At 58.6% G+C, this 25,288-nt stretch carries 27 protein-coding genes; 13 read left to right on the top strand and 14 right to left on the bottom strand.

Annotated elements, in window-relative coordinates:
- The first annotated feature begins 44 nt into the window (after positions 1–44).
- On the top strand, positions 45–839 hold the full coding sequence (locus ACSQ16_RS11645; protein WP_243263057.1) for an SDR family NAD(P)-dependent oxidoreductase: 795 nt from the start codon (positions 45–47) through the stop codon (positions 837–839).
- A 14-nt stretch (positions 840–853) separates the two neighbouring features.
- Here the strand turns inward: ACSQ16_RS11645 and ACSQ16_RS11640 are convergent, their stop codons facing one another.
- The 4 genes from ACSQ16_RS11640 to ACSQ16_RS11625 all read right to left on the bottom strand — a co-directional run bounded on the left by ACSQ16_RS11640 (position 854) and on the right by ACSQ16_RS11625 (position 3,714).
- Complete coding sequence (locus ACSQ16_RS11640; protein WP_243263058.1) at positions 854–1,147, bottom strand: hypothetical protein; 294 nt, start codon at positions 1,145–1,147, stop codon at positions 854–856.
- Between the two features lie 220 nt (positions 1,148–1,367).
- The gene (locus ACSQ16_RS11635; protein ID WP_093926292.1) at positions 1,368–2,447 is read right to left on the bottom strand and encodes a methyltetrahydrofolate cobalamin methyltransferase; all 1,080 of its coding nucleotides are present in this window, start codon (positions 2,445–2,447) and stop codon (positions 1,368–1,370) included.
- A gap of 10 nt (positions 2,448–2,457) precedes the next feature.
- Positions 2,458–3,387, bottom strand: coding sequence for a methylenetetrahydrofolate reductase (locus tag ACSQ16_RS11630; RefSeq protein ID WP_243263059.1), 930 nt, complete (start codon positions 3,385–3,387; stop codon positions 2,458–2,460).
- Positions 3,388–3,417: 30 nt separating this feature from the next.
- A complete protein-coding gene (locus tag ACSQ16_RS11625) occupies positions 3,418–3,714 on the bottom strand; it encodes a virulence factor (RefSeq protein WP_243263060.1) in 297 nt (98 codons plus the stop codon).
- A gap of 277 nt (positions 3,715–3,991) precedes the next feature.
- Here ACSQ16_RS11625 and ACSQ16_RS11620 point away from each other — a divergent pair, with 277 nt between their 5' ends.
- The 5 genes from ACSQ16_RS11620 (at position 3,992) to ACSQ16_RS11600 (ending at position 7,806) form a co-directional block, all read left to right on the top strand.
- Positions 3,992–5,110, top strand: coding sequence for a Ppx/GppA phosphatase family protein (locus tag ACSQ16_RS11620; RefSeq protein WP_093926289.1), 1,119 nt, complete (start codon positions 3,992–3,994; stop codon positions 5,108–5,110).
- Positions 5,110–5,835, top strand: a complete 726-nt coding sequence (locus ACSQ16_RS11615) for an RlmE family RNA methyltransferase (RefSeq protein WP_243263061.1) — start codon at positions 5,110–5,112, stop codon at positions 5,833–5,835. The genes ACSQ16_RS11620 and ACSQ16_RS11615 overlap by 1 nt, the downstream gene beginning before the upstream one ends.
- A gap of 94 nt (positions 5,836–5,929) precedes the next feature.
- Positions 5,930–6,511: a hypothetical protein gene (locus ACSQ16_RS11610; RefSeq protein WP_243263062.1), complete on the top strand. Its 582-nt coding sequence runs from the start codon at positions 5,930–5,932 to the stop codon at positions 6,509–6,511.
- 68 nt (positions 6,512–6,579) lie between these two features.
- Complete coding sequence (locus tag ACSQ16_RS11605; RefSeq protein WP_243263063.1) at positions 6,580–6,795, top strand: hypothetical protein; 216 nt, start codon at positions 6,580–6,582, stop codon at positions 6,793–6,795.
- Positions 6,796–6,984: 189 nt separating this feature from the next.
- On the top strand, positions 6,985–7,806 hold the full coding sequence (locus ACSQ16_RS11600) for a bifunctional allantoicase/(S)-ureidoglycine aminohydrolase (protein WP_243263064.1): 822 nt from the start codon (positions 6,985–6,987) through the stop codon (positions 7,804–7,806).
- 96 nt (positions 7,807–7,902) lie between these two features.
- On the opposite strand, the gene ACSQ16_RS11595 is transcribed toward ACSQ16_RS11600, so the two are convergent.
- The 3 genes from ACSQ16_RS11595 to puuE are packed head-to-tail and all read right to left on the bottom strand — an operon-like array spanning position 7,903 to position 11,294.
- Positions 7,903–9,339 carry a nucleobase:cation symporter-2 family protein gene (locus ACSQ16_RS11595; RefSeq protein ID WP_243263065.1) on the bottom strand — a complete coding sequence of 479 codons (1,437 nt, stop codon included), beginning with the start codon at positions 9,337–9,339 and terminating at the stop codon, positions 7,903–7,905.
- A gap of 54 nt (positions 9,340–9,393) precedes the next feature.
- Positions 9,394–9,888: an ureidoglycolate lyase gene (locus tag ACSQ16_RS11590; RefSeq protein WP_243263066.1), complete on the bottom strand. Its 495-nt coding sequence runs from the start codon at positions 9,886–9,888 to the stop codon at positions 9,394–9,396.
- The gene (gene puuE, locus ACSQ16_RS11585; RefSeq protein WP_243263067.1) at positions 9,885–11,294 is read right to left on the bottom strand and encodes an allantoinase PuuE; all 1,410 of its coding nucleotides are present in this window, start codon (positions 11,292–11,294) and stop codon (positions 9,885–9,887) included. The genes ACSQ16_RS11590 and puuE overlap by 4 nt, the downstream gene beginning before the upstream one ends.
- A gap of 139 nt (positions 11,295–11,433) precedes the next feature.
- Between puuE and uraH the strand changes: the two genes are divergently transcribed.
- Entirely contained in the window at positions 11,434–11,787 is a 354-nt protein-coding gene (gene uraH / locus ACSQ16_RS11580) for a hydroxyisourate hydrolase (RefSeq protein WP_243263068.1), read from the top strand.
- Here the strand turns inward: uraH and ACSQ16_RS11575 are convergent.
- Positions 11,784–12,698 (bottom strand): LysR family transcriptional regulator, encoded by a 915-nt coding sequence (locus ACSQ16_RS11575; protein WP_243263069.1) that lies wholly within the window; start codon positions 12,696–12,698, stop codon positions 11,784–11,786. The genes uraH and ACSQ16_RS11575 overlap by 4 nt on opposite strands.
- 97 nt (positions 12,699–12,795) lie before the next feature.
- Here ACSQ16_RS11575 and ACSQ16_RS11570 point away from each other — a divergent pair, with 97 nt between their 5' ends.
- On the top strand, positions 12,796–14,055 hold the full coding sequence (locus ACSQ16_RS11570) for a urate hydroxylase PuuD (RefSeq protein ID WP_243263070.1): 1,260 nt from the start codon (positions 12,796–12,798) through the stop codon (positions 14,053–14,055).
- Positions 14,056–14,063: 8 nt separating this feature from the next.
- Here ACSQ16_RS11570 and ACSQ16_RS11565 read toward each other — a convergent pair whose 3' ends face one another.
- Together ACSQ16_RS11565 and ACSQ16_RS11560 are read right to left on the bottom strand one after the other, a co-directional pair.
- Complete coding sequence (locus ACSQ16_RS11565) at positions 14,064–15,011, bottom strand: MBL fold metallo-hydrolase (RefSeq protein WP_243263071.1); 948 nt, start codon at positions 15,009–15,011, stop codon at positions 14,064–14,066.
- Positions 15,008–15,925 carry an MBL fold metallo-hydrolase gene (locus ACSQ16_RS11560; RefSeq protein WP_243263072.1) on the bottom strand — a complete coding sequence of 306 codons (918 nt, stop codon included), beginning with the start codon at positions 15,923–15,925 and terminating at the stop codon, positions 15,008–15,010. Before ACSQ16_RS11560 ends, ACSQ16_RS11565 begins: the two co-directional genes overlap by 4 nt.
- Positions 15,926–16,117: 192 nt before the next feature.
- Between ACSQ16_RS11560 and ACSQ16_RS11555 the strand changes: the two genes are divergently transcribed.
- From ACSQ16_RS11555 to ACSQ16_RS11545, 3 genes are read left to right on the top strand one after another with little or no spacing between them, the layout of a single operon-like run.
- Positions 16,118–17,179 carry a methionine ABC transporter ATP-binding protein gene (locus tag ACSQ16_RS11555; RefSeq protein WP_243263073.1) on the top strand — a complete coding sequence of 354 codons (1,062 nt, stop codon included), beginning with the start codon at positions 16,118–16,120 and terminating at the stop codon, positions 17,177–17,179.
- The gene (locus tag ACSQ16_RS11550; protein ID WP_243263074.1) at positions 17,169–17,843 is read left to right on the top strand and encodes a methionine ABC transporter permease; all 675 of its coding nucleotides are present in this window, start codon (positions 17,169–17,171) and stop codon (positions 17,841–17,843) included. The genes ACSQ16_RS11555 and ACSQ16_RS11550 overlap by 11 nt, the downstream gene beginning before the upstream one ends.
- A gap of 43 nt (positions 17,844–17,886) precedes the next feature.
- Entirely contained in the window at positions 17,887–18,663 is a 777-nt protein-coding gene (locus ACSQ16_RS11545; RefSeq protein WP_243263075.1) for a MetQ/NlpA family ABC transporter substrate-binding protein, read from the top strand.
- A gap of 198 nt (positions 18,664–18,861) precedes the next feature.
- On the opposite strand, the gene otnC is transcribed toward ACSQ16_RS11545, so the two are convergent.
- The 3 genes from otnC to ACSQ16_RS11530 form a co-directional block, all read right to left on the bottom strand.
- Positions 18,862–19,494 carry a 3-oxo-tetronate 4-phosphate decarboxylase gene (otnC, locus tag ACSQ16_RS11540; protein ID WP_243263076.1) on the bottom strand — a complete coding sequence of 211 codons (633 nt, stop codon included), beginning with the start codon at positions 19,492–19,494 and terminating at the stop codon, positions 18,862–18,864.
- Complete coding sequence (gene otnK, locus ACSQ16_RS11535; RefSeq protein WP_338116698.1) at positions 19,491–20,756, bottom strand: 3-oxo-tetronate kinase; 1,266 nt, start codon at positions 20,754–20,756, stop codon at positions 19,491–19,493. Before otnK ends, otnC begins: the two co-directional genes overlap by 4 nt.
- A gap of 132 nt (positions 20,757–20,888) precedes the next feature.
- Positions 20,889–21,986: an isocitrate/isopropylmalate dehydrogenase family protein gene (locus tag ACSQ16_RS11530; protein WP_243263077.1), complete on the bottom strand. Its 1,098-nt coding sequence runs from the start codon at positions 21,984–21,986 to the stop codon at positions 20,889–20,891.
- A 272-nt stretch (positions 21,987–22,258) separates the two neighbouring features.
- Here ACSQ16_RS11530 and ACSQ16_RS11525 point away from each other — a divergent pair, with 272 nt between their 5' ends.
- Positions 22,259–22,954, top strand: a complete 696-nt coding sequence (locus ACSQ16_RS11525; protein WP_093926272.1) for a GntR family transcriptional regulator — start codon at positions 22,259–22,261, stop codon at positions 22,952–22,954.
- A gap of 46 nt (positions 22,955–23,000) precedes the next feature.
- On the opposite strand, the gene ACSQ16_RS11520 is transcribed toward ACSQ16_RS11525, so the two are convergent.
- A complete protein-coding gene (locus tag ACSQ16_RS11520) occupies positions 23,001–24,008 on the bottom strand; it encodes a Gfo/Idh/MocA family protein (RefSeq protein WP_243263078.1) in 1,008 nt (335 codons plus the stop codon).
- A 230-nt stretch (positions 24,009–24,238) separates the two neighbouring features.
- On the opposite strand from ACSQ16_RS11520, the gene ACSQ16_RS11515 reads away from it, so the two are divergent.
- On the top strand, positions 24,239–25,246 hold the full coding sequence (locus tag ACSQ16_RS11515) for a Bug family tripartite tricarboxylate transporter substrate binding protein (protein WP_243263079.1): 1,008 nt from the start codon (positions 24,239–24,241) through the stop codon (positions 25,244–25,246).
- Positions 25,247–25,288: the final 42 nt, after the last annotated feature.

Genomic DNA, 25,288 nt, shown 5'->3' with positions numbered 1-25,288 from the left:
CCCTTCAAACTTAGCAGCGCAGATATTCCAGTAAGGAGAGACCCATGACCAAGACTATCCTCATCACCGGCGCCACCGACGGTATCGGCCTGTTGACCGCAAAGCAGTTGGCCGAGCAGGGGCATACTGTCTTGCTTCATGGTCGCAGCGCCGAGAAATTGGCCAGCGCTGCGGGGGAGGTTGGGAGCAGCCCAAAGACTTACCGTGCTGATCTGTCTCGGTTGGAGGAGGTCGAAGGTTTGGCTAAAGCGCTTCGCGACGATCATGCCCAAATCGATGTGGTGATCAATAACGCCGGTGTATTCAAACTTCCGAACCCGCGGACCGAAGCAGGGTTGGACGCACGTTTTGTGGTGAACACATTGGCGCCCTATCTGCTGGTACAACGGTTGCTGCCAATGCTTCCGAAGGAGGGCAGGGTGGTAAACCTCTCTTCGGCGGCGCAGGCTTCGATAGATGTGGCTGCGCTGCGGGGGGACGGGGCATTGGAAGATATGGCAGCCTATGCGCAAAGCAAACTTGCGATCACCATCTGGACGCAGGAAATGGCCCGCTTGCATCAAGATGGCCCGGTATTCATTGCTGTGAACCCGGGATCCCTGCTGGCATCGAAAATGGTAAAGGAGGGGTTTGGCGTGGCTGGAAATGACCTGAGCATCGGGGCGGACATTCTCTGCCGCGCGGCCCTGTTAGACGAGTTTGCCGATGCATCTGGCGCGTATCTTGATAATGATATGGGTGGTTTCGGGCAGCCTCATAGTGCTGCGCGTGATATGCCTCATGTCAAAGAAGTTATGGCGGCAATCCGCGCGCTTGTCGCAGAGACCCCTATTGGCTAGCTGCTTTCGGGGCATTAACTTGTCCCGGCGAAATAGCTCCAAACTTTAGAGAATACCCAACCCCAAAAGGCGATGGCAAAGATCAAGCCGACGCCGATCCACCAGCCAGAGGCTAGGTTGTCGCTTTTTGGCAGTTGACCCGTCAGCGTTTCAAGTCGAATGGCCGTCCGCCTGCGCGTGCGTTCAGCGTCTTTTGAGCTCTCGTTCGGCGGATCATCAAGCGGCGCTGAAGGCAGAGGCATGGTATTCGGAGGCGTGCCGCGGGCGTTTTGCTGTTTGCTTGCAATACGCTCTTCTTCATCGGTCATGCCGCTGTCTTTCATCAGGCTCGGTGTTTGGTCGGGATTCGGGTGATCCACATCGACGGTAAATGACAGAGATTACCTAAGAAGAACAGTGTCTTAAAATAAGGCCGAATTGGGGTCGAGATTCCCGTAAGTCGGGAAATGCTATCGCAAAATCGTAAAAAAAACCCCGCGCAGCGGTGCTGGCGGGGCAATTTTTGACGTGCATTAGGGCGCGGTTCCCTTACCGACGGCGACGCCCTCCAGTGCGGCCCGCGCGGCCCCGGCCTTCTTGTCCTGCTTTGGGGGCTACCTTGTTGAACTCGATCCACGCGCTGCCGTGCGGATCTCGGTCAAAAAGGAAATTGGCGGCGCGGATAGCCTCCATTTCTTTGCCCGGGCGTGGCTTGGTCGAGCCGAGGTTAAAGAGGGTGAGGAACGTTTCATCGTCCATCTCTTCGGGCAAGATGATACCGGCGGCGGCCATCTCGGCGCGTTTTTCGGCAATCTTGACGGCGTTGAGCGGCACGGCCACCGGGTTCATGATCGCGCTGGTCATGCCCGCGCCCATGGCCATCGGCAGGAAGGCGTTGTTGATCCCGTGGCGGTTGGGCAGACCAAAAGAAATGTTCGACGCACCGCAGGTTGTGTTCACGCCCAGCTCCTCACGCAGGCGGCGCACAAGGGTAAAAACCTGATGGCCTGCCGTTGCCATGGCGCCAATCGGCATGACCAGCGGATCGACGACGATGTCATGGGCGGGAATGCCGAAATCGGCGGCACGTTCGACGATCTTTTTCGCCACGGCGAAACGCACATCCGGGTCTTCAGAAATGCCGGTGTCATCGTTTGAGATCGCCACCACCGGCACATTGTATTTCTTGACCAGCGGCAGCACGAGTTCAAGCCGCTCTTCCTCGCCAGTGACGGAGTTCAGCAGCGGGCGGCCCTCGCAGGCCTCAAGGCCCGCTTCCAGCGCGCCGGGAACCGAACTGTCGATACAAATCGGCGCATCAACGGCGTTTTGCACCACTTTGATCAGTTCCGGCATCAGCATCGGCTCGACAAAGTTGTTGTCGGCATAGCGGGGGTCTTCGGCCATTTTGTTGGAGAAGACCGCGCCCGAGTTCACATCCAGCACCGTGGCACCTGCGGCGACCTGCGCGATGGCATCCGCCTCGACCCGCGAAAAATCGCCTTGCTCCAGCTCTTGGCTAAGGATCTTGCGGCCCGTGGGGTTGATCCGCTCTCCGATCACGCAAAACGGCTCGTCAAAGCCGATGACGGCGGTCTTGGTCTTGGATTCGATGACGGTTCTGGTCATGTAACTTCCTTTAGGCTGCGTCGGCGGGCACCCCAGAGGCGCCGCCATTCTCTTGGACCCATGTGGCGCTCGTTTTGATCCCGCCCAGCGGGAAAAGATGCACATGGGTGATGTTGAAGTCCGGGTGTGCTGCCTTGTAGGCGGCCAAGTCGCTGATCACATCTGCGGGCTCATAGGGCAACAGCAGCTTGGTGACATCCATCGCCCGCTTTTGCAGCACCTTGAGCGAGGGGCCGACGCCGCAGGCGATGGCGAATTTAATAAGGGTTTGCAGTTTCGCAGGGCCCGCGATGCCGATGTGAATGGGCAGGGTGATGCCTGCGGCCTTGAGGCTGTCGGCCCATTCGATGATCGGCTGCGCTTCAAAGGCGAACTGCGTGGCGATGGCCATTTCTGCATCGGTGCGGGTCTGGAAATCGTTCTTCCATTTCAGCGCCGCATCGACGTTTAGGCGGCCTCCGTCGGCGTCGATGTCGCGATTGCCCTCGGGGTGGCCGGCGACATGCAACCGGGTGAAACCGGCCTCGTCGAAAAGCCCCGTCTCCAACAGCTGCATGCTGTCGGTAAAGTCGCCCACGGGCGCGGTGACACCGCCTGCGAGCAGCAGCGCTTGGCGCACATCGGCTTCGCCCTGATAGCGGGCGATCCAGTCGGCCAGCGTGGCGCGGTCCTTGATGATGCGGGCGGGGAAATGCGGCATGACCTTGAAGCCGTCGGCGTTTAGCCGCGCGGCGGTGGTGACCATATCCTCGATCGGGGTGCCGTCGATATGGGCGATATAGACACGGGTGCCCTCTGGCAGCAGGGCGCGAAAATCCTCGACCTTCTCGGCGGTGCGGGGCATCACCTCGATTGAATAATCTTTCAACAGCGCCTCGACTTCGGCCACCGGCGCCTGCGGGGCGGCCGTTTCTTTCTTGCGGAAGTTCAAAAGTGCCATGAGCGTGTCCTTGATCATAGGGCTGGCAGGCTATGCCCAGCCGTCGTTGTTAATCAGTTGCTTGATCCGGTCGCGGTCGTATTCCGCGTCGATCCGGGCGGCTTCGGCGTCGGCGATGGCATCGGGATCGCCCTCAACCTCAAAGGGTTCCGCCTTGCGCCATTCCGCCAGATAAGCGTCGATATCCTCGGCGCCAATCTTCATAGCCGCGCGGTCGATCGCCTGTTCAAAGCGTTCGGGCAGGGGGCGTTTCGACCCACGGCGGCCTTTGCCGACGATCACCTGAGCGGGAATATCGCGCCAGTAAACGATGGTGACTGCGGGCATGGGACGATTCCTCCGGTCCGGTTTAAGCCTGTCTAACGAGCGTCGCGGTCAGGACAGGGCCGTTTTTCGACGAAACACGACCCATCCGCGACTTGGGGTGGTGATAGCGCATCGGGCGGGCCATCACGAGGGCTCTGCGCCCCCATTATTCTCAAGATGATTGTGAGCCGGGGCCAAAGAATACGCCGCGGAAAATGGCCCAAGCCGCCGCGACCTCTTGCACCGGCACTGCGCAGAGAATACCGTGGGGATAACTCGATATGAAAGGCGCGTAACCATGGCGCCACAGCGTCCCAAAGGTGCGGGTGCGCTCGATAAGGACATTCCGGCTCTGAGCCCCGCGCCAGTTCCGCCCAGATCTAATGAGCTATATGCGGCCCTAGATCTGGGTACAAATAGCTGCCGCATGTTGATCGCCCAGCCTCGTGGCAGCGGTTTCCATGTGGTGGACAGTTTCTCAAAATCGGTCCAATTGGGTGCCGGTTTAGAAAAAACCGGGCGGTTGTCGCGCGGATCGATGGCGCGCACCATTCAGGCATTGCGTATTTGCCAGCAGAAACTGCGGCGTAACAAGGTGCAGAACATGCGTCTTGTGGCGACAGAAGCTTGCCGCCGCGCACATAACGGCGCGGAGTTCATGCGCCGTATCCAGCGCGAAACCGGCCTCAAGCTCGACATTATCCGGCCCGAGGAAGAAGCCCAGCTTGCTGTGATCTCCTGCGCGCCGCTGGTCAGTCGCAAGACGGAAAATCTGCTGGTTGTCGATATCGGTGGCGGCTCAACCGAACTGGTCTGGATCGACATCTCCAAAGTGCCGCGGGCTGATCGCGCGCGTTCGATCATGCGCCTGCAGGGTGGGTTCAATCAGGCTAAATCCGATGTGCCGTCGGCGCGGGTGGTGGATTGGATCAGCGTGCCCTTGGGCGTGGCGACCCTGCGCGACCAATTCTCAGACGTAGAGGATGACGCCGCGCGCTTTGCTCTGATGAGCTGGTTTTTTGAGGAAAACCTCACCGATTTCACGCCCTACCAGACGATCCAGTCGCAAAAGCGGTTCCAGATCGTCGGCACCTCGGGCACCGTGACCACCGTCGCGGCGAGCCACCTGAACCTGAAACGCTATGACCGGACCAAGGTCGACGGGCTTAGCATGAGCAGCGCGCAGATCGACAAGGTGATCCACTCCTATATTGCCATGGGGCCGGGCGGACGACGCGCAGATCCCCGGATCGGGCAAGACCGGGCGGCGTTAATTATGTCGGGCGCTGCGATCTTACAGGCCTTGATGCGCTGCTGGCCGACCGACAGGCTGTCAGTTGCGGATCGCGGTCTGCGCGAAGGCCTGCTATATGCACAGATGAGCGCCGATGGCGTATTAGAAGAAGGGGTCTTTTGATGGCCAAGACACCGGACGGAAAGAACACATCAGGGCGCGGACAGCGTGAGCTGAAGGTTAAGGTGAAATCCGCACGCGGGCGCAAGCTTAGCTCAACCCGCTGGTTGCAGCGGCAATTGAACGATCCTTACGTCAAACGCGCGCAGGCCGAAGGCTATCGCGGGCGTGCGGCCTATAAGATCATGGAATTGGATGATAAATATCGGTTCCTCGTACCAGGTGCGCGGATCGTCGATCTGGGCGCGGCACCGGGCGGTTGGTGTCAGGTGGCCGTCAAACGCTGCAATGTGCTGGGCGAGAGATCGGGCAAACAGGTGGGCACTATTCTAGGCGTCGACCTGCAAGAGATGGAGCCAATCGCAGGCTGCGAACTCCATCAGCTTGATTTTATGGAAGATGACGCAGATCTAAAGGTTAAGGAATGGCTTGGCGGGAAGGCCGATGTCGTAATGTCCGACATGGCCGCTTCGGCCTCGGGGCATAAGCAGACCGACCACTTGCGGATCATCGCGCTCTGCGAAGCGGCTGCCTATTTCGCCTTTGACGTGTTGGAAGATGGCGGCACTTTTGTCGCGAAGGTTCTGGCCGGTGGCGCGGAGGGTGAGTTGCAAAAACTGTTGAAGCGCCGCTTTACCAAGGTCGCGAATATCAAACCGCCAGCCAGCCGCGCGGATTCTTCGGAAAAGTTCGTTGTCGCGACGGGGTTTAAGGGCGAAGAGGTCTAAGCAAGCACTGTCGTTCACGTAACGTAAACCAATCTGCATCTAGGGTGCAGTCCTCCCGCGGTCCTTGGGCCGCCTATATTTTGAGGGCTCCTTGATGCTAAGACATCTGCCAATTGTATCGCTTATCTTCGTTCTATGTTCTGGGCTCAGGGTCGCCGCGTCAGAGGTGCCTTGGGCCCTGAACGACTATATTGATCGGGATTTGCTGACGTGGGTGAATGATGCCCGCATTGTGGATGCGATTGCAGAGCAAAACCTGCGCCACCTACAGATGAATAGTCTAGCAGTCGCAGCACCCGTTGCAGCGAGAGGGGCAGCGATGGCGAACTCCGCTCAACCCTCGCTGACACAGGTATCGATCGCCAAACCAGTTGAGTCATTTCTTGAGCAGCAGGTCGCCAGTTCGGCAGGTCAGATTGCAGGCGTTACGGTGCTGAATGCCTACGGGCTAACCGTGGTCAGCAGTGGAACGGCATCCGTCTATTTTAAAGGTGGTCAGCCAAAGATCAGCAATCAGTTTTCGCCGCCGTCTGGGGCGTTTTTGGTTGAACAAGTCGCCTTCGACGATAGTACCAAAGCCCATCAAAGCCGCGTGTCGATGCCTATCACCGAACCGTCGAACGGTGCGATCATCGGCGTGATTACAGTCGAGTTGGAAGCTGCCGCATTCTTCTGATCACCCTGTAGCAGTTTGAGCAGGCCGTCCCATAATTTCGGACGGTCTGCGTTGGGAGTATGATTTTGATGAAGAGAGCGTATCGCTTCCTGCCGAAGCCGCTGCGCCGTGGGTTTATCCAATGGCTGATTGGCGCTTTGGGCAAGCCGCGCGCTGGTCTGTGCCGCGCGTTCCGCATGACACAGGATCTCAAACAGTTTGCGATGGCCGCTTTCATCCTGAGAGGCGGTTTTATGAAGCAAATCTGTTTCCTTAGCGGCCATTTGCCGGATATGTTCAAGTAATTTAAGGGCTAAAGAGCCAATAGGGCGTTCTTTGGGGCCTTCGGAGGCAAGAGCGGGAAATTTGCCCCGATTGGGATAAAACCGTTTCCGAAGACTATCAAATTTAGCCAGATAATCCTTCAGCGATAAAGACCTTGGCCTTCGCGCGGGGAGCGGCAATTCTAAGGATACCCCCGACGGAGAGAGAAAATGACCCCCCCCAGCTATTTCGCGCCCACCGGCGGCCATCCAGATCAAAGGACCTTGTTGTCGGACCGCGCCGTTTTTACCGAGGCCTATGCCGTTTTGCCGCGCGGCACGATGCGCGATATCGTGACTTCTTTCCTACCGTTCTGGGAACGTACGCGGCTATGGGTGATCGCCCGCCCCTTAAGCGGCTTTGCCGAGACATTCTCGCAATACATCATGGAAGTGCAGCCCGGTGGCGGCTCGGAAAGGCCTGAACTGGATAAAGAGGCGCAAGGTGTACTGTTCGTGGTCGAGGGTGGTTTCACCCTAACCATCGAAGGGGAAAGCCATGCGATGCGCGAAGGCAGCTATGCCTATATTCCTGCCGGCGCGACGTGGGCGCTTAAAAACGACAGCGACACGGTCACGCGGTTTCACTGGATCCGCAAAGCCTATGAGGCGGTCGAAGGGCTGGAGCATCCCGATCCGTTGGTTCTGAATGAGCAGGACATCGCGCCAAATGTGATGCCTGACACCAATGGGGTTTGGGCGACCACGCGTTTTGTTGACCCCAATGACCTGCGTCATGACATGCATGTGACCATCGTCACACTGCAACCCGGCGGGGTGATCCCGTTCTGTGAAACCCATGTGATGGAACATGGTCTTTATGTGTTGGAGGGTAAGGCGGTTTACCGGCTTAACCAAGATTGGGTCGAGGTTGAAGCGGGTGATTTCATGTGGCTGCGCGCCTTCTGCCCGCAGGCTTGCTATGCAGGCGGGCCGGGGCCGTTCCGGTATCTGCTGTATAAAGATGTGAACCGCCATATGAAGCTGCGCTGAGCCTGCCTTGGGAGGGCAGCCCTTGGTTCGGGGCTGGATGGCCGAGAGGACGTCGGAAGTATAAAAGGGCGCCCAATCGGCGCCCTTTCGGATGAATCAGCCTCGTTTTTCCAGTGACCCTTTGCCGTGGCCCGAGAGCCCGCCTGAAACCTCTTCAGTTGCGTCATCCGACAGTTGTTCTGGCAGCAGAAGGTTCAGCACGATGGCAATCAACGCCGCTGGCAGCAGCCCGCTTGTCATCAACACCCGCAGTGTATCGGGCAGATATTGCACTGCCTTGGGGTCCAGTTGCAGCCCAAGACCGATCGACAGGGAAATAGCGAAAATAACCATATTGCGTCGGTTCCAGTTCACGTCCGACAGCATCGAAACACCGGCAGCGACGACCATGCCGAACATCACGATCACCCCGCCGCCCAGTACCTCGATAGGGATGGTGCGGATCACTGCGCCGACCTTGGGGACCAAGCCGCAGAGGATCAGAAATAGCGCGCCGATGGTCACCACATGGCGGCTCATCACGCCGGTCATGGCGATCAGCCCGACATTCTGGCTGAACGAGGTATTGGGAAAGCCGCCGAAAACCCCGGCAATCGCGCTGCCCAGACCGTCGGCATAGGTGGCACCGGTAATCTCGGCGTCGGTCGCCTCACGCCCTGCGCCGCCTTTGGTGATGCCAGAAACATCTCCGACGGTTTCGACAGCCGAGACAAATGCCATGAGGCAGAAACCAACAACGGCGGCAAAGCTGAACTCGAACCCATATGCAAAGGGTATTGGCAGCGCCACCGTGGCGGCACGATCCCAACTGGTGACGATGCCCTCAAAGGTGATCATGCCCACCGCCAGCGCATAGATATAGCCGAGCGCGATACCGATCACGACGGCTGAAACCGACAGCATCCCACGGGTGAAGAACTTCAACCCCAGCGTGGCGACAATTACCACCAAAGCCGCCGACCAATTGAGCAGGCTGCCGTACTCGGGTTGATCAATGGCGGGGACGCCGCCAGCGGCATATTGGATGCCCACTTTGACCAGCGCGAGGCCGATCATCGTCACCACCAACCCGGTCACGAGCGGGGGCAAGGCAAAGCGGATGCGTCCGATGAAGGTGCCTAAGACCATATGAAAAAGCCCGCCAACCAGAACGCCGCCAAAGAGCGCTGGCAACGCCTCGACCCCTTTGCCCGCGACGAGCGGGATCATGATCGGCAGAAAGGCAAAACTCGTGCCCTGCACAATCGGCAGGCGCGCGCCTACGGGCCCGAAGCCGATGGTCTGAAACAGCGTGGCGATGCCTGCAAACAGCATCGACATCTGGATCAGATAGGTCATGTCTGGAAAACCCTGCGCCCCGGCGTCGGAGCCAAACCCGAACCCCGCAGCCCCCGCCACGATGATGGCTGGCGTTACGTTGGAGACGAACATTGCCAGCACGTGCTGGATGCCCAAGGGTATCGCCTTGGACAGCGCGGGGGTATAATTCGGGTCGCGCAGTTGCGCCGGCGTGCCCAGTGAAGCGTCAGTCATGTCGTTCTCCCTTGTGACCGATTGCGCCTGCCGCTTCTGATGAGGGCATGACGGTTATTCCTTGGCTGCGACCACCTCCCACGGCTGATCGAACCAATGTTCTTCCAAATTGTCGCCTTCGCCGATCCGGTCGACCACGGCGAAAAGACCGGGGGCGCTCAGCGGGCAGCAGACCGCGTGCCAAGTGTTACGGCGATAGTTCACGCCCTGACCGGGGCCTGCGAGAAACGCCTGCAAGGGGCCGGGTTGGCCAGCGTTATCGGGGGCGACGACGACCAGATAGGGGTTTTGATGCATCGGCAAAAAAGCCTGCGCGCCAAGCGGATGCCGCTCTACCATATCAAGGGTAAAGGGCAGGGCGCGGGGTGTGGCGTCAAACACGCTGATGCCCGCCCGGCCTTGGCCGAAATCCAAATCAGCCAAATCATGATGCCGCCCACACATGCCCTGATTGATGATCTTATCGGGCGCGCCGCGCACCTCCAGCACCTCGCCAAACGGGGCGAACGCCTTGGCTGTGAGGGGCTGGAGGACAAGTTGGCGGCTCATGGCAGCATGTCTTTCAGCCGCAGCTGTGCGATGCGTTCGACCTGTCGGCAGGCCTCTTTAAATTCGGTGTCGCGGTCATTATCGATGCGACGCTCAAAAGCCGCGAGGATACCTGTCTTATCATGGTCGCGGACGGCGATGATGAAGGGAAAGCCGTGTTTCTCGACATAGCTTTTGTTAAGCCGGGTAAAGGTCTCGCGCTCTTGATCCGTCAGCGCGTCCAATCCGGCTGCTGCCTGCTCGGACGTGCTTTCAGAGGTCAGGCGTTTGGCCTGTGCCAGCTTGCCTGCCAGATCGGGGTGCGCTTGCAAAACGCCGAGGCGTTGCGCGTCTGAGGCCGATCGGAAAATCCGGGCCAGCGCGTTGTGCAGCCCCACGGCACTGTCATGACCCGCGCCAAGCTCCAGCGCATGGGCGCCCTCGGCGATCCAAGGCGAATGCTCAAAAATGCTACCGTATTTGGCAACGAAGGTTTCGCGCTCCATCTGGCTGGGGCGCTCGCGGCGCTGGTGCGGGTGCGTTGCGGCCCAATGGTCTGCGATTTGTTCACGGGTGGCGAACCAGACGCCTTCGTGGCTTTGAGCGTATTCGATGAACTGGCGCAGCGCCTCTACCCGACCGGGACGGCCAATCAAGCGGCAATGCAGGCCAATCGACATCATCTTCGCCGCACCCTCGGCCCCTTCGCGGTAAAGCGCGTCAAAGCTCGCTTTCAGATAGTCAAAGAACTGCGCACCAGAATTGAAGCCCTGCGGCGTGGCAAAGCGCATGTCGTTGGCATCGAGTGTGTAGGGTACGATCAACTGATCGTGGCCATCGAACTCAACCCAATAGGGCAGGTCATCGGCATAGGCGTCGGCGACATAGGCGAACTGCCCGGTTTCGGCGGCAAGCCGGATTGTATTCTCGGATGAGCGCCCGCAATAGAAACCGCGCGGGGCAGCGCCCGTTACCTCAGCATGCAGGCGGATCGCCTCGGCAATGGCGGCGCGTTCCTCATCCTCTGGCATGTCTTTGTGTTCGATCCACTTCAGCCCGTGGGTCGCCATTTCCCAGCCTGCGTCGATCATCGCGGCGGTCTGCACCGGCGAACGGGCCAACGCTGTGGCGACGCCGTAGACGGTGATGGGCAGGTCTTTTAATAGCCGATGCAAACGCCAGAACCCGGCGCGTGCACCGTATTCATAAATCGATTCCATATTGGCATGTCGCTGCCCCGGCCATTGCGCGGCGCCGACGATCTCTGACAAGAAGGCTTCGGATGCGGCATCGCCGTGCAGGATGTTATTTTCCCCGCCTTCTTCGTAGTTCAGCACCAATTGCACTGCGATTTTGGCGCCGCCGGGCCACTGCGCATCGGGGGGGGTGGGGCCGTAACCCTGCATGTCGCGGGGGTAGCGAGTCATGTTATTCTCCTTCTGTCGTTCTCTGTCTAAACCGGAAGGTCTTGCATTGCTTTCAATTAATTCCTGAAAGACTATCGTGAAAAGGACCCTTTCGTTCGGGCACACGCCGGGCGATCAAGGGTTAAGCACGGAGGGTATGATGGCAGGCTATCTAACAACACATGTTTTGGACACGGCACGTGGCTGCCCCGCGGCGGGACTGAAGATCGAGTTGTTCCGTTTGGAGGGCGAGGCCCGGACCCATCTGCGGAGCGTGACCACCAATGCGGACGGCCGCACCGATGAGCAGATTTTGCCCGCTGAGGAATTCAAGATCGGCACCTATGAGCTGTTGTTTCACTGTGGCGACTACCTTGACGCGAATGGCACACCCGCTGAGGAACCGCGTTTTCTGGATGTGGTGCCGCTGCGTTTTGGCATGTCGGATGCCGCGCATTACCATGTCCCGCTGCTGCTTTCGCCCTTTGGCTACTCGACCTACCGCGGCAGCTAAGCCTCTCCCGCCTTCAGCGCGTCTTCCATACGGGCGATCATGAATTCCATGAACAGCCGGGTTTTCGGATCTTGGTGGCGGCGGTGAGTATAGAGACAGGCCATCTGCACGGGCAGGGGCGGTGTGTCTTCGACTACCCGCACCAGTGCGCCACTGCGCAGGTGATCGGCGATTTCAAACAGTGGTTTCATCGCAATGCCGGCACCTGCCAGTGCCCAATCGGTAAGCACATCGCCATCGTCGCTTTCAAACCGGCCCCGTACGTCATATTTTATTGCGCCTTCCGGTCCTTGTAGTTGCCATTGAAACTCGGTCGCGCCGGGAAAGCGCAGGTTCAGGCAATTGTGCTGGCCCCGATCAATCTCGCCCCCCGTGCGGGGGTGGCCATGCACAGCAAGATACGCCGGGCTGGCGCAGAGCACGCGCTCGCAATCGGCGACCTTACGAATGCGCAACGTGGAATCTTCGGGTCGGCCAAGGAAAAATGCCACATCAAGTCCTTCGGCAGTGAGGTCGAGTTTCCTATCACTTAACCGCAGACGCACATCGACCAGAGGGTAGTCTGCCGCAAACTCAGGCACATGTGGCGCGATCAGCCGACGACCGACACCCAGCGGGGCCGCGACATGCAGCGTGCCGCGTGGGTTGTCGGTAACGTCATCGATCCCCGCCTCGGCCTCGGCCACGGAGGCAAGGATCTTGCAAGCGCCATCATAGAAAATCCGCCCCTGTTCCGTCGCCGATAGGCTGCGCGTGGTGCGCTGGAACAGCCGTACGCCCAAATGCCCCTCCAACTGGGTGATCCGCGCCGAGGCAACAGCAGGCGAAACGCGCTGATCGCGGGCTGCTGCCGACATGCTGCCAAGTTCATAGACGCGCACAAAGGTGCGAATGTTGTCGAAATAGGACATTTATCGGGAACTTTTGATAGAGTTTAGGGAATGACAAATCTAGCGGTAAAATCCGCGATTGAATAGTCTGGCCGGTGAATCATCCGGAGAGAACACCATGCACGACATCGCCATCATGTGGGATTGGATCGGTTTTGCCGTCCGCTGGGTGCATGTTATCACCGCCATGGCGTGGATTGGCGCGTCATTCTATTTTATCGCGCTTGATCTGGGTCTGCGCAAAGTGCCGCATCTGCCCGCTGGCGCTTTTGGCGAGGAATGGCAGGTTCATGGCGGCGGGTTCTACCACATTCAGAAGTATCTGGTGGCCCCGGAGAACATGCCCGAGCATCTGATCTGGCATAAATGGCAAAGCTATTCGACATGGCTGTCGGGGGCGGCGCTGTTGATGGTGGTCTATTGGGCCGGGGCAGAGCTTTACTTGATTGATCCCGCCAAGGCCGACCTTTCGATCTTCCAAGGCATCCTGATCTCGGCGGGCTCGCTGATGCTGGGATGGCTGATCTATGACTTTCTGTGCAAATCGCAGCTTGGAAACCGGCCCACGGCGTTGATGTTGCTGTTGTTTGTGCTGCTGGTGGCGATGGCTTGGGGGTATAACCAAGTGTTCACGGGCCGTGCCGCGCTGCTGCATCTGGGGGCCTTCACCGCTACGATCATGACGGCGAATGTGTTTTTCATCATCATGCCGAACCAGCGCATCGTGGTGAAAGACCTTCAAGAGGGCCGCACACCGGACGCTAAATACGGCAAGATCGCCAAACTGCGTTCAACCCACAACAACTACCTGACGCTGCCGGTGATCTTCTTGATGCTGAGCAATCATTACCCGCTGGCGTTTGCGACCGAATACAACTGGCTGATCGCGGCGTTGGTGTTTCTGATGGGCGTGACAATCCGGCATTATTTCAACACGATGCACGCCACGGGGAAGGGGCCGCATTGGACGTGGGGCGTGACCGCACTGCTGTTCGTGGCGATTATGTGGCTGTCGACCGCGCCGCTCATGCAGGAGGATGTCGAAGCGGCCGAAGCGCGACCCCTGACCGAAACTGAACAGATGTTTGCCAACGCTCAAGGGTTTGAGGATGTGACAAATATCGTGCCGGGCCGCTGCGCTATGTGCCATGCGCGCGAACCGTTCTATGACGGTATTCACCGCGCACCCAAGGGATTGCTGCTGGAAACACCTGCTGACATCGCGCGCGCCGCGCGGCAGATCTATTTGCAGGCGGGGGTGACCAACGCCATGCCGCCTGCAAATGTGTCCTTCATGGAAGAAGAAGAGCGCCGAAAGATCATGCGCTGGTACCGCGATGGGGCGGCCAACCAGCCCTTTAGCCTCGCCGGGAAGTAACCGTTAGCTTACTCGAACTCCATCTGCTCAAAGACCCGGCCTGCGTTCTTGGTGGCTAATTCCTCGAAGGTGTCCAATCCGTTGTAGGGTGTTTGATCGACGTAATAGGCCTCGGCCAGCCCACCACCTGCATCTAAATGCGCGCCGATCTGTTCGCGCAGATAAACGAGGTAGTCATGAGTGTAGCGCCGTACCTGATCCATATTGGTCGGATGGCCATGGCCGGGGATCACATAGGTCGCCTCTAGCGGCTCAAAGGCGGTTTCCCATGTCTCGATCCATTCAGCGGTCATCGTGTCGGGAAAGATCGGCAACATGCGTTCGTGAAAGGCCATATCGCCCGAAATGACGAGGCGCTGCTTTGGCAACCAGATCACGATATCGCCGGGGCTATGGGCCGGGCCAAGGTGGCGTGCTTCGATCCGGAAATCGCCCATCTCGACGATATATTCGTCCGCGAATGTCTCCGTCGGGAGCTGAACCTCCGTGCCCTCGGCACGGTCACGGTTATAGCGCTGCATCCCTTCCAGAATGCTGCCGCCAAAGCTTTCGACCTCATGCGCCGCGTCCACATGGGCGACAATGGGCACGCCTTGCTCAGCCCAATAGCTGTTGCCCAGAACCGCATGGCCTTGACCGTTTTCGTTGAACACCAGCTTTACCGGCTGATCGGTCACGGCCTTGATCTCTTCATGCAGCGCCTCTGCCAGCCCATAGGCCGCGCCACCGTTAATGACGACGACGCCTTCGCCGGTGACGATAAAGCTCAGGTTGTTGTTATGGCCCGCGTTTTCGTAAGTCGGCGGGGCTGTCGCACCGATGGCGGAAAAGACACCGGGAATCACCTCGTACGGTTTGTCATAAAGCAGAGAGGCGGGATATTTATCGGCGATATCCTCGCTGGCTGTGGCATTGGTGGCGATCAGCAGGGCGGTGCTTAGCAAATAGCGCATCATTGATCCGCCTCTACAAAACGATATGTGTTCCCATCCCGTGCGACCCGGCCCAAGCCGCCGTTCGGCAGGTGGAAACCCATCAGTAGCGTCTGTTCATGGGCAAGCTTGTCGAGCAACCGCTGGCGGGTCTGTGCACCAAGTTCCGGGTCTTGATCTGATCCGCTGGCCCAACCGGGCCGGGCGAAGGCAAGGTGGTGGTTGCCGATGGCATCGCCGCCGATCATCAGCGCATCACTGTCGCCGCCCACCTCAAAAGACATATGCCCCGGCGTATGGCCAAAACTTGCGTGAGCCATAATGCCGGGCAGAACTTCTGCGCCATCAACAAAATGGTTCATCCGATCTTCGATCGCGTCAAGCCGACGTGCCGCGCCCACGGCGAAGGCCGTGCGTGCCGCGCCAATCGTCTCAACGGTCTTTGGATCGCGCCAATACTCCCATTCGACCTGTCCCATGTGATAACGTGCCTCTTGGAATACCAGATCATCGAAGTCGTCCAGCACGCCCCAAAGGTGATCGGGGTGCCCATGGGTAAAAATGACATCCGTCACCTGATCGGGCGTAACGCCTAGAGCCTCAAGTCTGTCCAACAGCGTTCCGGCCGAGGGCATGAATGCGGGGCCCGAGCCCGCATCGAAAAGCACTAAACGTTCCTTATTGCGCAGAAGGGCCAAGTTGCAGGGCGGCTCCAACTGATCGTGGGGCAGGTTGAACGGCGCTAGGGCCTGCGCCAATTCTTCCTGCGGCAAGCCGTCGAAGAAAAAACTGCGCGGCAGGACCAGATTGCCATCGCTCACGCTTAAAAATGCGTAGTCGCCGGTCTGGGCCGAGGTTGTGGCAAAGGCGCGCAGCGGACCATGGGCAAAGGCTGCACCGGCCATCCCGGCAATCACCATTCGTCTATTGAGCTTCATCTTATCCCCTCCCAGTATCCATTCCGATTCGTGAATATAATCATCTTCTGACCCTCAGGGCACAAGAGCGGAATGCGCCGCCCTACGTTAAGGCCGAAAAGCAAAGCAGATATGCATGATCGTGCCTTGCATCGCGGCCCGTGTTTCTGTCTACGGGGCGCTACCCGAAACCCAAGCCAATCCGGACGGACAATGACTGATAACATGATCCAAGGCGCCTCGATCGCCTTTGACAAGGTCGGCAAGGCCTATACCAAAGCGGGCGGGGCGACCGTCAATGCGCTTGAGGGGATTTCTCTTGATGTTGCGCCCGGTTCGATCACCGGGATCATCGGGCGGTCGGGCGCGGGCAAGTCTACCTTGCTGCGCATGGTCAATGGGTTAGAGCGGCCCACATCGGGCAAAGTATTGGTCGGAGGCGAGGACGTGGGCACCGCCAAAGGCGGCAAACTTCGTGCGATCCGCCGTGACGTGGGCATGATTTTTCAGCACTTTAACCTGCTGTCTTCGCGCACTGTGGCAGGCAATATCGCGCTGCCGCTCGAAGTTGCGGGGGTACCATCGGCACAGATCAAGCCGCGCGTGGCGGACCTGATCGAACGGGTTGGCCTAAGCGCGCAGGCGGGCCGCTATCCGGCAGAGCTTTCGGGTGGGCAAAAGCAACGTATCGGCATCGCCCGCGCTTTGGCCACTGGGCCGAAAGTGCTGCTCTCGGACGAGGCGACTTCGGCGCTCGACCCTGAAACAACACAGACGGTTCTGTCGCTGCTGAAAGACATCAATCGCGATTTGGGGCTGACGGTTCTGCTGATCACCCATGAAATGGCCGTGGTGCGTGACATCGCCAGCCATGTGGCAGTGATTGAGGCTGGCCGCATCGTTGAACACGGGGCGACCTACGATATTTTCACCGCACCGCAACATGAGACGACGCGGTCGTTCCTGTCGGGGGTGACCGGGGTCACGCTGCCCGCCTTTGTCAGAGACCGCTTGACGCAGACCGCACCCGCCTCAGGCGGCGAAGAGGTAATCCGCGTGACCTTTGCAGGTGCGCATGCGACGGATCCTATGCTGGCGCGATTGACCAAGGAAATGGGCACACCCGTCAATATTTTGGCTGGCGCTGTTGAAGAAATCGGCACACGCCCCTTTGGCAACCTTTTGGTGTCGATGCCAATGCCGCAGGCCGCCCAAGCGCGCGCATTTTTGAAACAACACGGGCTTCTGACGGAGGTGCTGGGCTATGTCGGCTAACCTTATTAACTTGTTGATCGAAGCGACCGGGCAGACGCTTTATATGGTTGCCATCTCAGCGATACTTGGCACGGTGTTCGGCCTGCCGCTGGGGCTGTTTCTGGCGACGTCGCAGCGCGGTGAACTGCTGTCGGCACCTTGGGTGAACAAAATCCTCGGATTGGTGGTGAACGCCACGCGTTCGGTGCCGTTTATTATCCTTGTCGTGGCGATCATCCCTTTCACCCGCATGGTCGCGGGCACCTCGATCGGGACCACCGCCGCCGTTGTACCCTTGACCATCGCAACGGTGCCCTTCATCGCGCGGCTGGTTGAAAACGCCATTCGCGAAGTCGATTCCGGCCTGATTGAAGCCGCCCGCGCGATGGGCGCGACACCGGTGCAGATTATCCGCAAAGTGCTGCTCCCCGAGGCACTGCCCGGCATCACACTGGGCCTGACGCTCGCCATCGTCAGCTTGATCGGGTATTCCGCGATGGTCGGTGCTGTTGGCGGTGAAGGCCTTGGTGATCTGGGTATTCGCTATGGTTATCAGCGGTTTATGCCTGACGTCATGGCCATCGTTGTTATCATTCTCATCGTCTTGGTGCAGCTTGTGCAGTCCATCGGGGAGCGTATCGCGACCGCCGTGGATAAACGCGCCACTAAAAGCGGTGGGCAATAATCCTTACCTTAAACATCTGATCTCTCAATCTAAGGAGACTACTATGCTTCGTCTTACCACGCTTACTTCCGTTCTGGCGCTCATGGCCACGGGCCTTGCTGCCGAAGAGATTAAGGTCGGCGTTTCCCCCGGTGAACACGCCGAGATCATGGAAGAGGTTGCCCGCATCGCTGAGCCGATGGGGCTGGACATCGACGTGATCGAATTCTCTGACTACGTCGTGCCGAACCAAGCGCTCGCCGATGGCGACATTCAGGCCAACTCCTTCCAACACGTGCCCTATCTTGAGGCGCAGATGAAAGACCGCGGGTTTGAGCTCAGCGTTGTGGGCAATACCATCACTACCCCGATGGGTGTCTATTCCGACAAGATCACCGATATCGCCGATCTGGAAGAGGGGGCCACATTCGGCATCCCAAATGACCCAACTAACGGCGGTCGCGCACTTTTGGTTCTGCAAGAACTGGGCATGATCAAGGTTGATGAGGCCGCTGGTCTGGTGCCAACTGTGCTCGACATCACCGAGAATCCGAAAGATCTGTCTTTCAAAGAACTCGACGCCGCCCAACTGCCGCGTTCGTTGGCCGACCTGTCGGCTGCTCTGATCAACACCAACTATGCGATTGCCTCTGGTCTGAACCCGAAGGAAGATTCGATCGCAATGGAAAGCGCCGAGAACCCTTATGTAAACGTCATCGCTGTGCGTAAAGGCGACGAGGAAGCCGCATGGGTTGAAACGCTGCTTAAAGCCTATCATTCCGATGAAATCAAAACTTTCATCGATGAGAGCTATCAGGGCACTGTTATTACCTCTTGGTAAAATCTCGCCTAGCGCGCTGATTGCAGAACGACTTGACCCGCTGCGCGTGGGTCAAGTCCTCAAAGGAACCATCGCGGGGCTAGTCTCAAAGTCTTCGACCTATACGGCCGCGTCTGACGGTCTTTGAAGTTGGTATCCCGAAATTGGTCTAATCGAGACGACCCAGTATCGCCGCATTCTGCTGTAAGCCAGCTAGCGTCAGGACGGGAATCGGCGCTGCAGATCCGCGACCTGATCGGCAGTGAGGGGCCGCGTCTCCATTGCTTGTAGGGCGAGAAACAGCTTCGCGGTCTCCTCCAACTCCTCGGTGGCATAAACAGCATCCGACAACGATCTAGCTGAAACGACCGGCCCGTGGTTCGCTAGCAGAACCGCATGGTGGTCCGAGGCCATTTCACCGACTGCCTTGGCTAATTCGAGATCCCCCGGCGCGAAGTAGGGCACGAGGGGCAGCTTGCCGACCCGCATGACGTAATAGGCCGTCAAGGGTGGTAAAACGTCCTTTTGATCAATGCATTTCAGGCAGCTTACGGCGACGGAATGGGTGGAGTGCAGATGCACGATGGCCGACGCGCCGGACCGTTTGGCATACATGGCCATATGCAAAAACGCTTCTTTGGTGGGGGCATCGCCTGAGATGTGGCGGCCTTCGGGGTCAAGCAGAGACAGGCGCGCCGGGTCGAGGTCTCCCATGGAGGAACCGGTTGGGGTCATCAACCAGCCGTCGTCGACGCGCACGCTGATATTACCAGATGAGCCGAAACTCAGCCCCCGATTATAAAGCGACGCGGCGCGCCGCACGATGTCTTCCCGGATTTTCGCGTCACTCATGGGAGCACCTTCAGGGCATCTTCGAAAAAGCTGGGCTGCCCGAAGTTCCCAGATTTCAGCGCCAGTGTTAAGGGGCGGGGGCCCAAGGCTTGGGTCCATGGTACGCCGGGTGCAATCTCGGGGCCGATCTCTAGCATTTTAATGTCCAGGGCTGAGACGACCGCGCCAGAGGTTTCCCCTCCGGCGACCACCAGCCGGTGAAAGCCTGCATCGGCAAGGCGCAGGGCGAGGGCGCTTAGCGTGTCTTCCATCATCTGCCCAGAGGCGGCAACGCCGTAACGTTTTTGGATGGCGTCCACCTCTACTGGATCGGCCGAGCCGTAAATAATCACCGGGCTGTCAGCAGGCTGGGCCTTGGCCCAATCCGTCAATTCGATGACCACATCATCTCCCGCCGCGACTTTATCAATTTCGACTTTGGCATGGGGCCATTTTTCTTTGGCTTGCGCAAGCTGTGCGCGGGTCGCGGTTGAGCAGCTGCCTGCCAGAATCAAGGTGCGCCCTTCGGTTGCAGCGAAGGTGGTTTGCCGCCCCGAGGTGATTTTGCCCCGCGCCCGAAAATTGTCCGGCAGGCCCAGTGCGATGCCCGAGCCACCGGTGATCAAGCTGTGATCCTCCGCTGCTTTGCCAATGGTCCGAAGGTCGCTTTCATCCAGCGCGTCGATGACTGCGTAAGAGATGCCTTCGGTGATCAGCGCGGCTATTTTTGCACGGATCGCTTCGGCGCCTTGCTGAACGATCGGCGCGGGGATCAGCCCAACTTGCCCAGAGGACTGCGCATCCATCAGACGCATCAGGTTGGAATCGCGCATTGGTGTTAGCGGGTGATCCTTCATCGGGCTTTCCGCTAGGGGCAACTCTCCGACAAAGAGGACGCCATTGTAGACCGTGCGGCCATTCTTGGGAAAAGCGGGGCAGATCAGCGCGAGTTCGCAACCCATCGCTTCGCGTAGCGCATCGGCGACAGGGCCGATGTTCCCTTGGGCTGTCGAATCGAAGGTAGAGCAATATTTGAACAAGATTTGCTCGGCGCCTTCGGACTGGAGCCAATTTAACGCGGCCAAGGAGTCTGCGATTGCTTCCTCCACCGGTGCTGTCCGTGATTTCAACGCCACGACAACCGCGTCGGCATCGCCATAGGTCTCTTCAGGGCCGGGCACCCCGATGATCTGGACCACCCGCATACCTTCACTGACCAACGTGTTGGCAAGGTCGGTGGCACCGGTGAAATCATCGGCAATGGCGCCAAGAACGATGGGCATTTCAATATCCTTTCAAATCAGTAGCGCGGCGCGCAAGCCGCGATAAGCAGACCTGGGCAAGCGCGGCCGATCGTGACAATCGCAGGGTAATTCGCTTGTGGCCCGCACATCCGCAGTGTGGGCCGCGTCGGATTACCCTTTGAGGCCGCCCACGACTTCGCGTGTTGTTGCGAGGGTGCCCATGTCGCCGCCGAACTCCATCGGGCGCAGCGCATTGGCGGCAAACCCTTTGTCGACTGACGCGTCAATCAGGGCTGCCGCGTCATTATAGCGGCTGTCTCCAGAGCGTTCGCCAAGGTAGTCCAGCATCAAAGCGCCGCTGAGGATCGCGGCAAGGGGGTTGGCCTTGTCCTGACCCATGATGTCGGGGGCGCTGCCGTGGGCTGGCTGGAAAAGACCGTTATCATCGCCAATCTCGGCGCAGGCCGCCATGCCCATGCCGCCGACCAAGCCACCGCCCAAGTCAGACAGAATGTCGCCGAACATATTCTCCATTACCATGATATCGAAATCCCAAGGACGCCGCACCAGATCAAGCGCCTGGGCGTCGACGTAGTTATAATTGGCCTCGATGTCGGGGTAGTTCGGTTTGATCTCGTCAAAGATCTTGCGGAAGAAAGCCATCGACGTGAAGACATTGGCCTTATCGACACAAGTCACGCGACCGGGCTTGCCGCGCTCTTTGCGTTTCTGGGCCAGTTTAAACGCGAAGTTGTGAAGCTTTTCTGTTGTTGCGCGGGTGATGCGCAGGGTGTCGCGCACCTCTGTATCGCCGATCACTTCGCTGCGTTTATGGGCAGCGGCGGAATAGAACAGGCCTTCGGTGGACTCGCGCAGGATCACCATATCGATCTGCGCCGCACGAGGATCGGCCAGCCGTTGGGGCGCGTTGGGGTAGGCCTTGATGGGACGAATGCCAGCGTAAAGGCTAAAGCGGTCGCGCAGGCGCAGGTGAGGTGAGATTTCTGTGCCATCATCATGGCGGATCGAGGGCAGGCCGATCGCACCTAGGAAGATGGCATCTGCCTCCCCTGCGCGTTCTTCGCCACCGGGCTCGATGTCATGGCCGGTTTCAGCGTAGTAGCCCGCGCCGGCGTTGATCTCGTCATAGGAAAGAGCAGGGGCGCCGCCTATTTCACAGGCTGCATTGACGACTTCGATGGTCGCATCTGCGACATCAATACCGATCCCATCCCCACGGATAAGGGCGATTTTCAAACCAGAAGCCATGTCGTTTTCCTTGGACTTAAAATTTCACTTTGGTCGAAGGCGGCCCACACGAACGTGCGTGCACCTCTGACGAACGTCACAGCTGAGGGACAAACCGTGCACTTTTGTTGTGCCGCTCTGGTTCGACAAAACACGTTGTAATGCTCCCACTCAGTCTGCAATTCGCACGGCATCACTTCGCCACGTATTTATCTGCGTATGCGTTGATGCATTGATAGTCAATGGGTTTCGGGTTATCTTGTAGTGGCGCTGAACGAGAGGGAGCGGTTGGAATGAATTCGAGCAAGGTCAAGTCGGCAGAGGCCGAGAAACCGGTCTCGCAGGCTGCTCGTGTTGCGGCCATTCTTCAGGGGATGATCACGAACAACGAACTGCCGCCCGGCTCCAACTACCTAGAAGCCGAACTTGGGGAGATGCTGAGCGTTTCGCGCACCCCGATCCGCGAAGCTGCGGTAATTCTCGCCTCCCGTGGCTTGGTCGAAATCCGGCCTCGGCATGGTATCCGCGTTCTGCCTTTGACCATCGCTGACATGGTGGAAATCTATGACATCCTGATTGAGCTTGAGCCGTTGGCCGCCTTTAAGGCCGCTGAGATGGCCTATCCAGAAAAGGAGTTGCGTGGGTTGGATGAGAGCCTAACGCAAATGGAAAGCGCTCTGCTGCAAGAAGACCGCAAAGAATGGGCGGCGGCGGATGATCGGTTCCATCAGGGGCTGGTGTCCCTGTCGGGGAGTCGGCGTCTGGAGGAGGTGATTGCGATGTACAGCACGCAGGTGCATCGCGTGCGGTTGCTGACCCTCTACATGCGCCCGCTGCCCCACGCCTCGAACGAAAACCACCGCGCGCTTTATGATGCGATCCGCAACGCGGAGCCAGAGCGCGCCCGTGACCTGCACCATGAGCATCGGGTGAAGGCGAAAGCATTGTTGATCTCATTGCTAGAACAGAACAACCTTTCGCGGTTTTGAGCAAAGCGATACGCCGGGCAGGCGTATCGCCTGAGATTCGGCAAGCCTAGACCTCCAATTTGCGGCCTTCGTCGGCAGAGCGATAGATTGCATGCTCAATCTCGATCACACGCAGATAATCGCGGGCCTCATTTTCTAGTGCGGTGCCATTCAGCAGCGCCGATACAACATGTTCTTGCAGGGCTTTTGTGCAATCCCCACCGAAGCCTTCATGCTGGTCGGGGGGCGAAATTTCTTCAGCCTTTAGCGCGCCGAAGGGGCGGACCCAGATCGACCCGTCACCATAGAGCGTAAGCGTTCCTTCGGTCCCTTCAATCAGCGCCTCGCCCATGGTGCGGCGGGTGTTGTCGGCAGCGTGATCCAGACTGCGGTTGGCGTCAAAGAGGGCTCTTACACCACCGGGATGGTCAAAAGTAACGTAACCCGCATCCTCGCCTGCAATCACCGGGTTCACACGGCGCAGATCAGCGTAGACATGACTTGGTTCACCAAAGAGATACCGGAAAGTATCGACCCAATGAACGCCTGTCTCATGGATCAAGAAGCGCTCCATCTTTTGGAAATACGGCTGGCGGGCAAGGTAGGCGTCTGGGCCTTGGCCATCACCCGGGCGTAACCGAAAGCTGGCCTGCAGCGTGGTGCCGATCCGTCCTGCCTGAAGAGCAGCCTTGATCTTGCGGTACCACGGCTGGAAGCGGAAGTTCTCATGCACGACAAGTGGCACGCCTGCATCTTCGGCCAGTTGGGTGATCTCGCGGGCTTCTTGCAATGATGTGCAGAAGGGTTTTTGACAAATGATCGCTTGCGGGCTTCGGGCGAGCGCCTTGCGAATGGCTTCTGCGTGCCCCGCGGGGGGGAGGATGATGTCGACGATATCGGGGTTTGTTGCCAAAAGGGCGTCGATATTGTCAAAGGCTGGGAGGCCAAAGGCTTCTGCTTTTTCGGGCGAACGATCCGCGACCCCAACGAGGGTCACGCCCTCCATGCGTTGCCATCCGCTGATGTGGAACTGGCTGAAATAGCCAGCCCCCAGACAAGCGATCCGTAAAGTCATGTCATTCTTCCCTTTTCTTTCTCAGCGCGGCCTTTGGGGGGTGCTTAACCCATTGCGTCGGTCACGCCCAATCTTGTTAGCACCGCAGATTTCAGGTGCGTCTCGCGACCAAGTCCGGGCTGGGCAAAAGTGTAGAAACGCCCCTTTAGTCTGACGTGTGAGTTGACAACACATTTGTTAATGCATACGCAGATAAATGCAATAGGCACCGTATCCATTGGGAGGATGAGATGAAAACCAAATTTGCACTGGTCGCGCTTGCCGCGGCTCTAAGCACCGGGCTGACCGCGTCAGCGCAGGCGCAAGAATACCCATTCCGCGATATTACTGACGTTGTTGTTTGGGGCGCGGGTGGCGGCACCGACAGCATCAACCGGATGATCATGGCCGAGATGGAGAAACATCTGCCGGTTTCGATCAACGTGACCAACCAGACAGGTGGCGTGGCTGGATCCAACGGTATGGTCTTTGTCCAGAACCAACCCGACGACGGCTATACACTGGCGGGCATCTCTGAATCCAATGTGACAGCCGCCGTTCAGGGCGGCTGGGATCAGAAGTTTGATTTTTGGTATCCCTTCATCATCGGTGGCTCGCCCGATCTGATCTCGGTCCCCGCAGACAGCCCTTATAGCACGCTACAAGAGCTTATGGATGCCGCGATGGCAGAGCCGGGTTCTATTCCCGCCGCCGCTTCGGGCGCAGGGTCGATCCACCATTTGAACCTGCTGGCCATCGAAAAAGGCGCGGAAGTGTCGTTCAAGTTTATTCCCTATGAGGGCTCCGCTGCGGGCCAAGAAGCCGCGATGGCGGGTGAAGTGGAACTGGTCGTGACTTCCCTGGCCGAGCAGGCGCCCTTGATCGAAGGTGGCAAGCTGCGTCCGCTGGCAATGCTGACACCCGAAGAAGGCAAGTTGGGCGAGACCACAATCCCATCTGCATTTGACATGTATGACGGGCTAGAAGCCTATCTTCCGCTCAAGCAATCTATCGGTTTCGGCGTTGCGAACTCTGCATCCGACGACGTGAAGGCCACGCTGACCGACGCATTCGATAAGGCGATGGCGTCAGATACAGTGGCTGAGTGGGCAGCGGCGAACTACTACGATATCGGTGGCCAGTCCGGCGATGAAGCACAGGCAATTTTCTCTAAGCTGGAAAGCACCTTTGCCTATACGCTGAAAGAACTCGGTTCGACCACTGTCGACCCGGAAAGCCTTGGCATTGAAAAGCCTTAACAATCACTGAAAACAAGATGGATCGGGGCGCGCATCTGCGCC

The sequence above is a fragment of the Sulfitobacter sp. SH24 genome (assembly GCF_965641895.1).
Classification (GTDB): domain Bacteria; phylum Pseudomonadota; class Alphaproteobacteria; order Rhodobacterales; family Rhodobacteraceae; genus Sulfitobacter; species Sulfitobacter dubius.
This window is presented reverse-complemented; position numbering and strand designations above follow the sequence as displayed.

What these genes read in the sequence shown, in the direction of transcription:
- ACSQ16_RS11605 (WP_243263063.1), top strand. Translation starts at nt 6,580, where the DNA reads ATGAAGAGAGCGTATCGCTTCCTGCCGAAGCCGCTGCGCCGTGGGTTT.
- ACSQ16_RS11615 (WP_243263061.1), top strand. Translation starts at nt 5,110, where the DNA reads ATGGCCAAGACACCGGACGGAAAGAACACATCAGGGCGCGGACAGCGT.
- puuE (WP_243263067.1), bottom strand. Translation starts at nt 11,294, where the DNA reads ATGACTCGCTACCCCCGCGACATGCAGGGTTACGGCCCCACCCCCCCC.
- ACSQ16_RS11545 (WP_243263075.1), top strand. Translation starts at nt 17,887, where the DNA reads ATGCTTCGTCTTACCACGCTTACTTCCGTTCTGGCGCTCATGGCCACG.
- ACSQ16_RS11525 (WP_093926272.1), top strand. Translation starts at nt 22,259, where the DNA reads ATGAATTCGAGCAAGGTCAAGTCGGCAGAGGCCGAGAAACCGGTCTCG.
- ACSQ16_RS11565 (WP_243263071.1), bottom strand. Translation starts at nt 15,011, where the DNA reads ATGATGCGCTATTTGCTAAGCACCGCCCTGCTGATCGCCACCAATGCC.
- otnK (WP_338116698.1), bottom strand. Translation starts at nt 20,756, where the DNA reads ATGCCCATCGTTCTTGGCGCCATTGCCGATGATTTCACCGGTGCCACC.
- ACSQ16_RS11610 (WP_243263062.1), top strand. Translation starts at nt 5,930, where the DNA reads ATGCTAAGACATCTGCCAATTGTATCGCTTATCTTCGTTCTATGTTCT.
- ACSQ16_RS11520 (WP_243263078.1), bottom strand. Translation starts at nt 24,008, where the DNA reads ATGACTTTACGGATCGCTTGTCTGGGGGCTGGCTATTTCAGCCAGTTC.
- ACSQ16_RS11515 (WP_243263079.1), top strand. Translation starts at nt 24,239, where the DNA reads ATGAAAACCAAATTTGCACTGGTCGCGCTTGCCGCGGCTCTAAGCACC.
- ACSQ16_RS11550 (WP_243263074.1), top strand. Translation starts at nt 17,169, where the DNA reads ATGTCGGCTAACCTTATTAACTTGTTGATCGAAGCGACCGGGCAGACG.
- uraH (WP_243263068.1), top strand. Translation starts at nt 11,434, where the DNA reads ATGGCAGGCTATCTAACAACACATGTTTTGGACACGGCACGTGGCTGC.
- ACSQ16_RS11575 (WP_243263069.1), bottom strand. Translation starts at nt 12,698, where the DNA reads ATGTCCTATTTCGACAACATTCGCACCTTTGTGCGCGTCTATGAACTT.
- ACSQ16_RS11595 (WP_243263065.1), bottom strand. Translation starts at nt 9,339, where the DNA reads ATGACTGACGCTTCACTGGGCACGCCGGCGCAACTGCGCGACCCGAAT.
- ACSQ16_RS11645 (WP_243263057.1), top strand. Translation starts at nt 45, where the DNA reads ATGACCAAGACTATCCTCATCACCGGCGCCACCGACGGTATCGGCCTG.
- ACSQ16_RS11640 (WP_243263058.1), bottom strand. Translation starts at nt 1,147, where the DNA reads ATGACCGATGAAGAAGAGCGTATTGCAAGCAAACAGCAAAACGCCCGC.
- ACSQ16_RS11560 (WP_243263072.1), bottom strand. Translation starts at nt 15,925, where the DNA reads ATGAAGCTCAATAGACGAATGGTGATTGCCGGGATGGCCGGTGCAGCC.
- ACSQ16_RS11625 (WP_243263060.1), bottom strand. Translation starts at nt 3,714, where the DNA reads ATGCCCGCAGTCACCATCGTTTACTGGCGCGATATTCCCGCTCAGGTG.
- ACSQ16_RS11570 (WP_243263070.1), top strand. Translation starts at nt 12,796, where the DNA reads ATGCACGACATCGCCATCATGTGGGATTGGATCGGTTTTGCCGTCCGC.
- ACSQ16_RS11555 (WP_243263073.1), top strand. Translation starts at nt 16,118, where the DNA reads ATGACTGATAACATGATCCAAGGCGCCTCGATCGCCTTTGACAAGGTC.
- ACSQ16_RS11620 (WP_093926289.1), top strand. Translation starts at nt 3,992, where the DNA reads ATGGCGCCACAGCGTCCCAAAGGTGCGGGTGCGCTCGATAAGGACATT.
- ACSQ16_RS11590 (WP_243263066.1), bottom strand. Translation starts at nt 9,888, where the DNA reads ATGAGCCGCCAACTTGTCCTCCAGCCCCTCACAGCCAAGGCGTTCGCC.
- ACSQ16_RS11635 (WP_093926292.1), bottom strand. Translation starts at nt 2,447, where the DNA reads ATGACCAGAACCGTCATCGAATCCAAGACCAAGACCGCCGTCATCGGC.
- ACSQ16_RS11600 (WP_243263064.1), top strand. Translation starts at nt 6,985, where the DNA reads ATGACCCCCCCCAGCTATTTCGCGCCCACCGGCGGCCATCCAGATCAA.
- otnC (WP_243263076.1), bottom strand. Translation starts at nt 19,494, where the DNA reads ATGAGTGACGCGAAAATCCGGGAAGACATCGTGCGGCGCGCCGCGTCG.
- ACSQ16_RS11530 (WP_243263077.1), bottom strand. Translation starts at nt 21,986, where the DNA reads ATGGCTTCTGGTTTGAAAATCGCCCTTATCCGTGGGGATGGGATCGGT.
- ACSQ16_RS11630 (WP_243263059.1), bottom strand. Translation starts at nt 3,387, where the DNA reads ATGGCACTTTTGAACTTCCGCAAGAAAGAAACGGCCGCCCCGCAGGCG.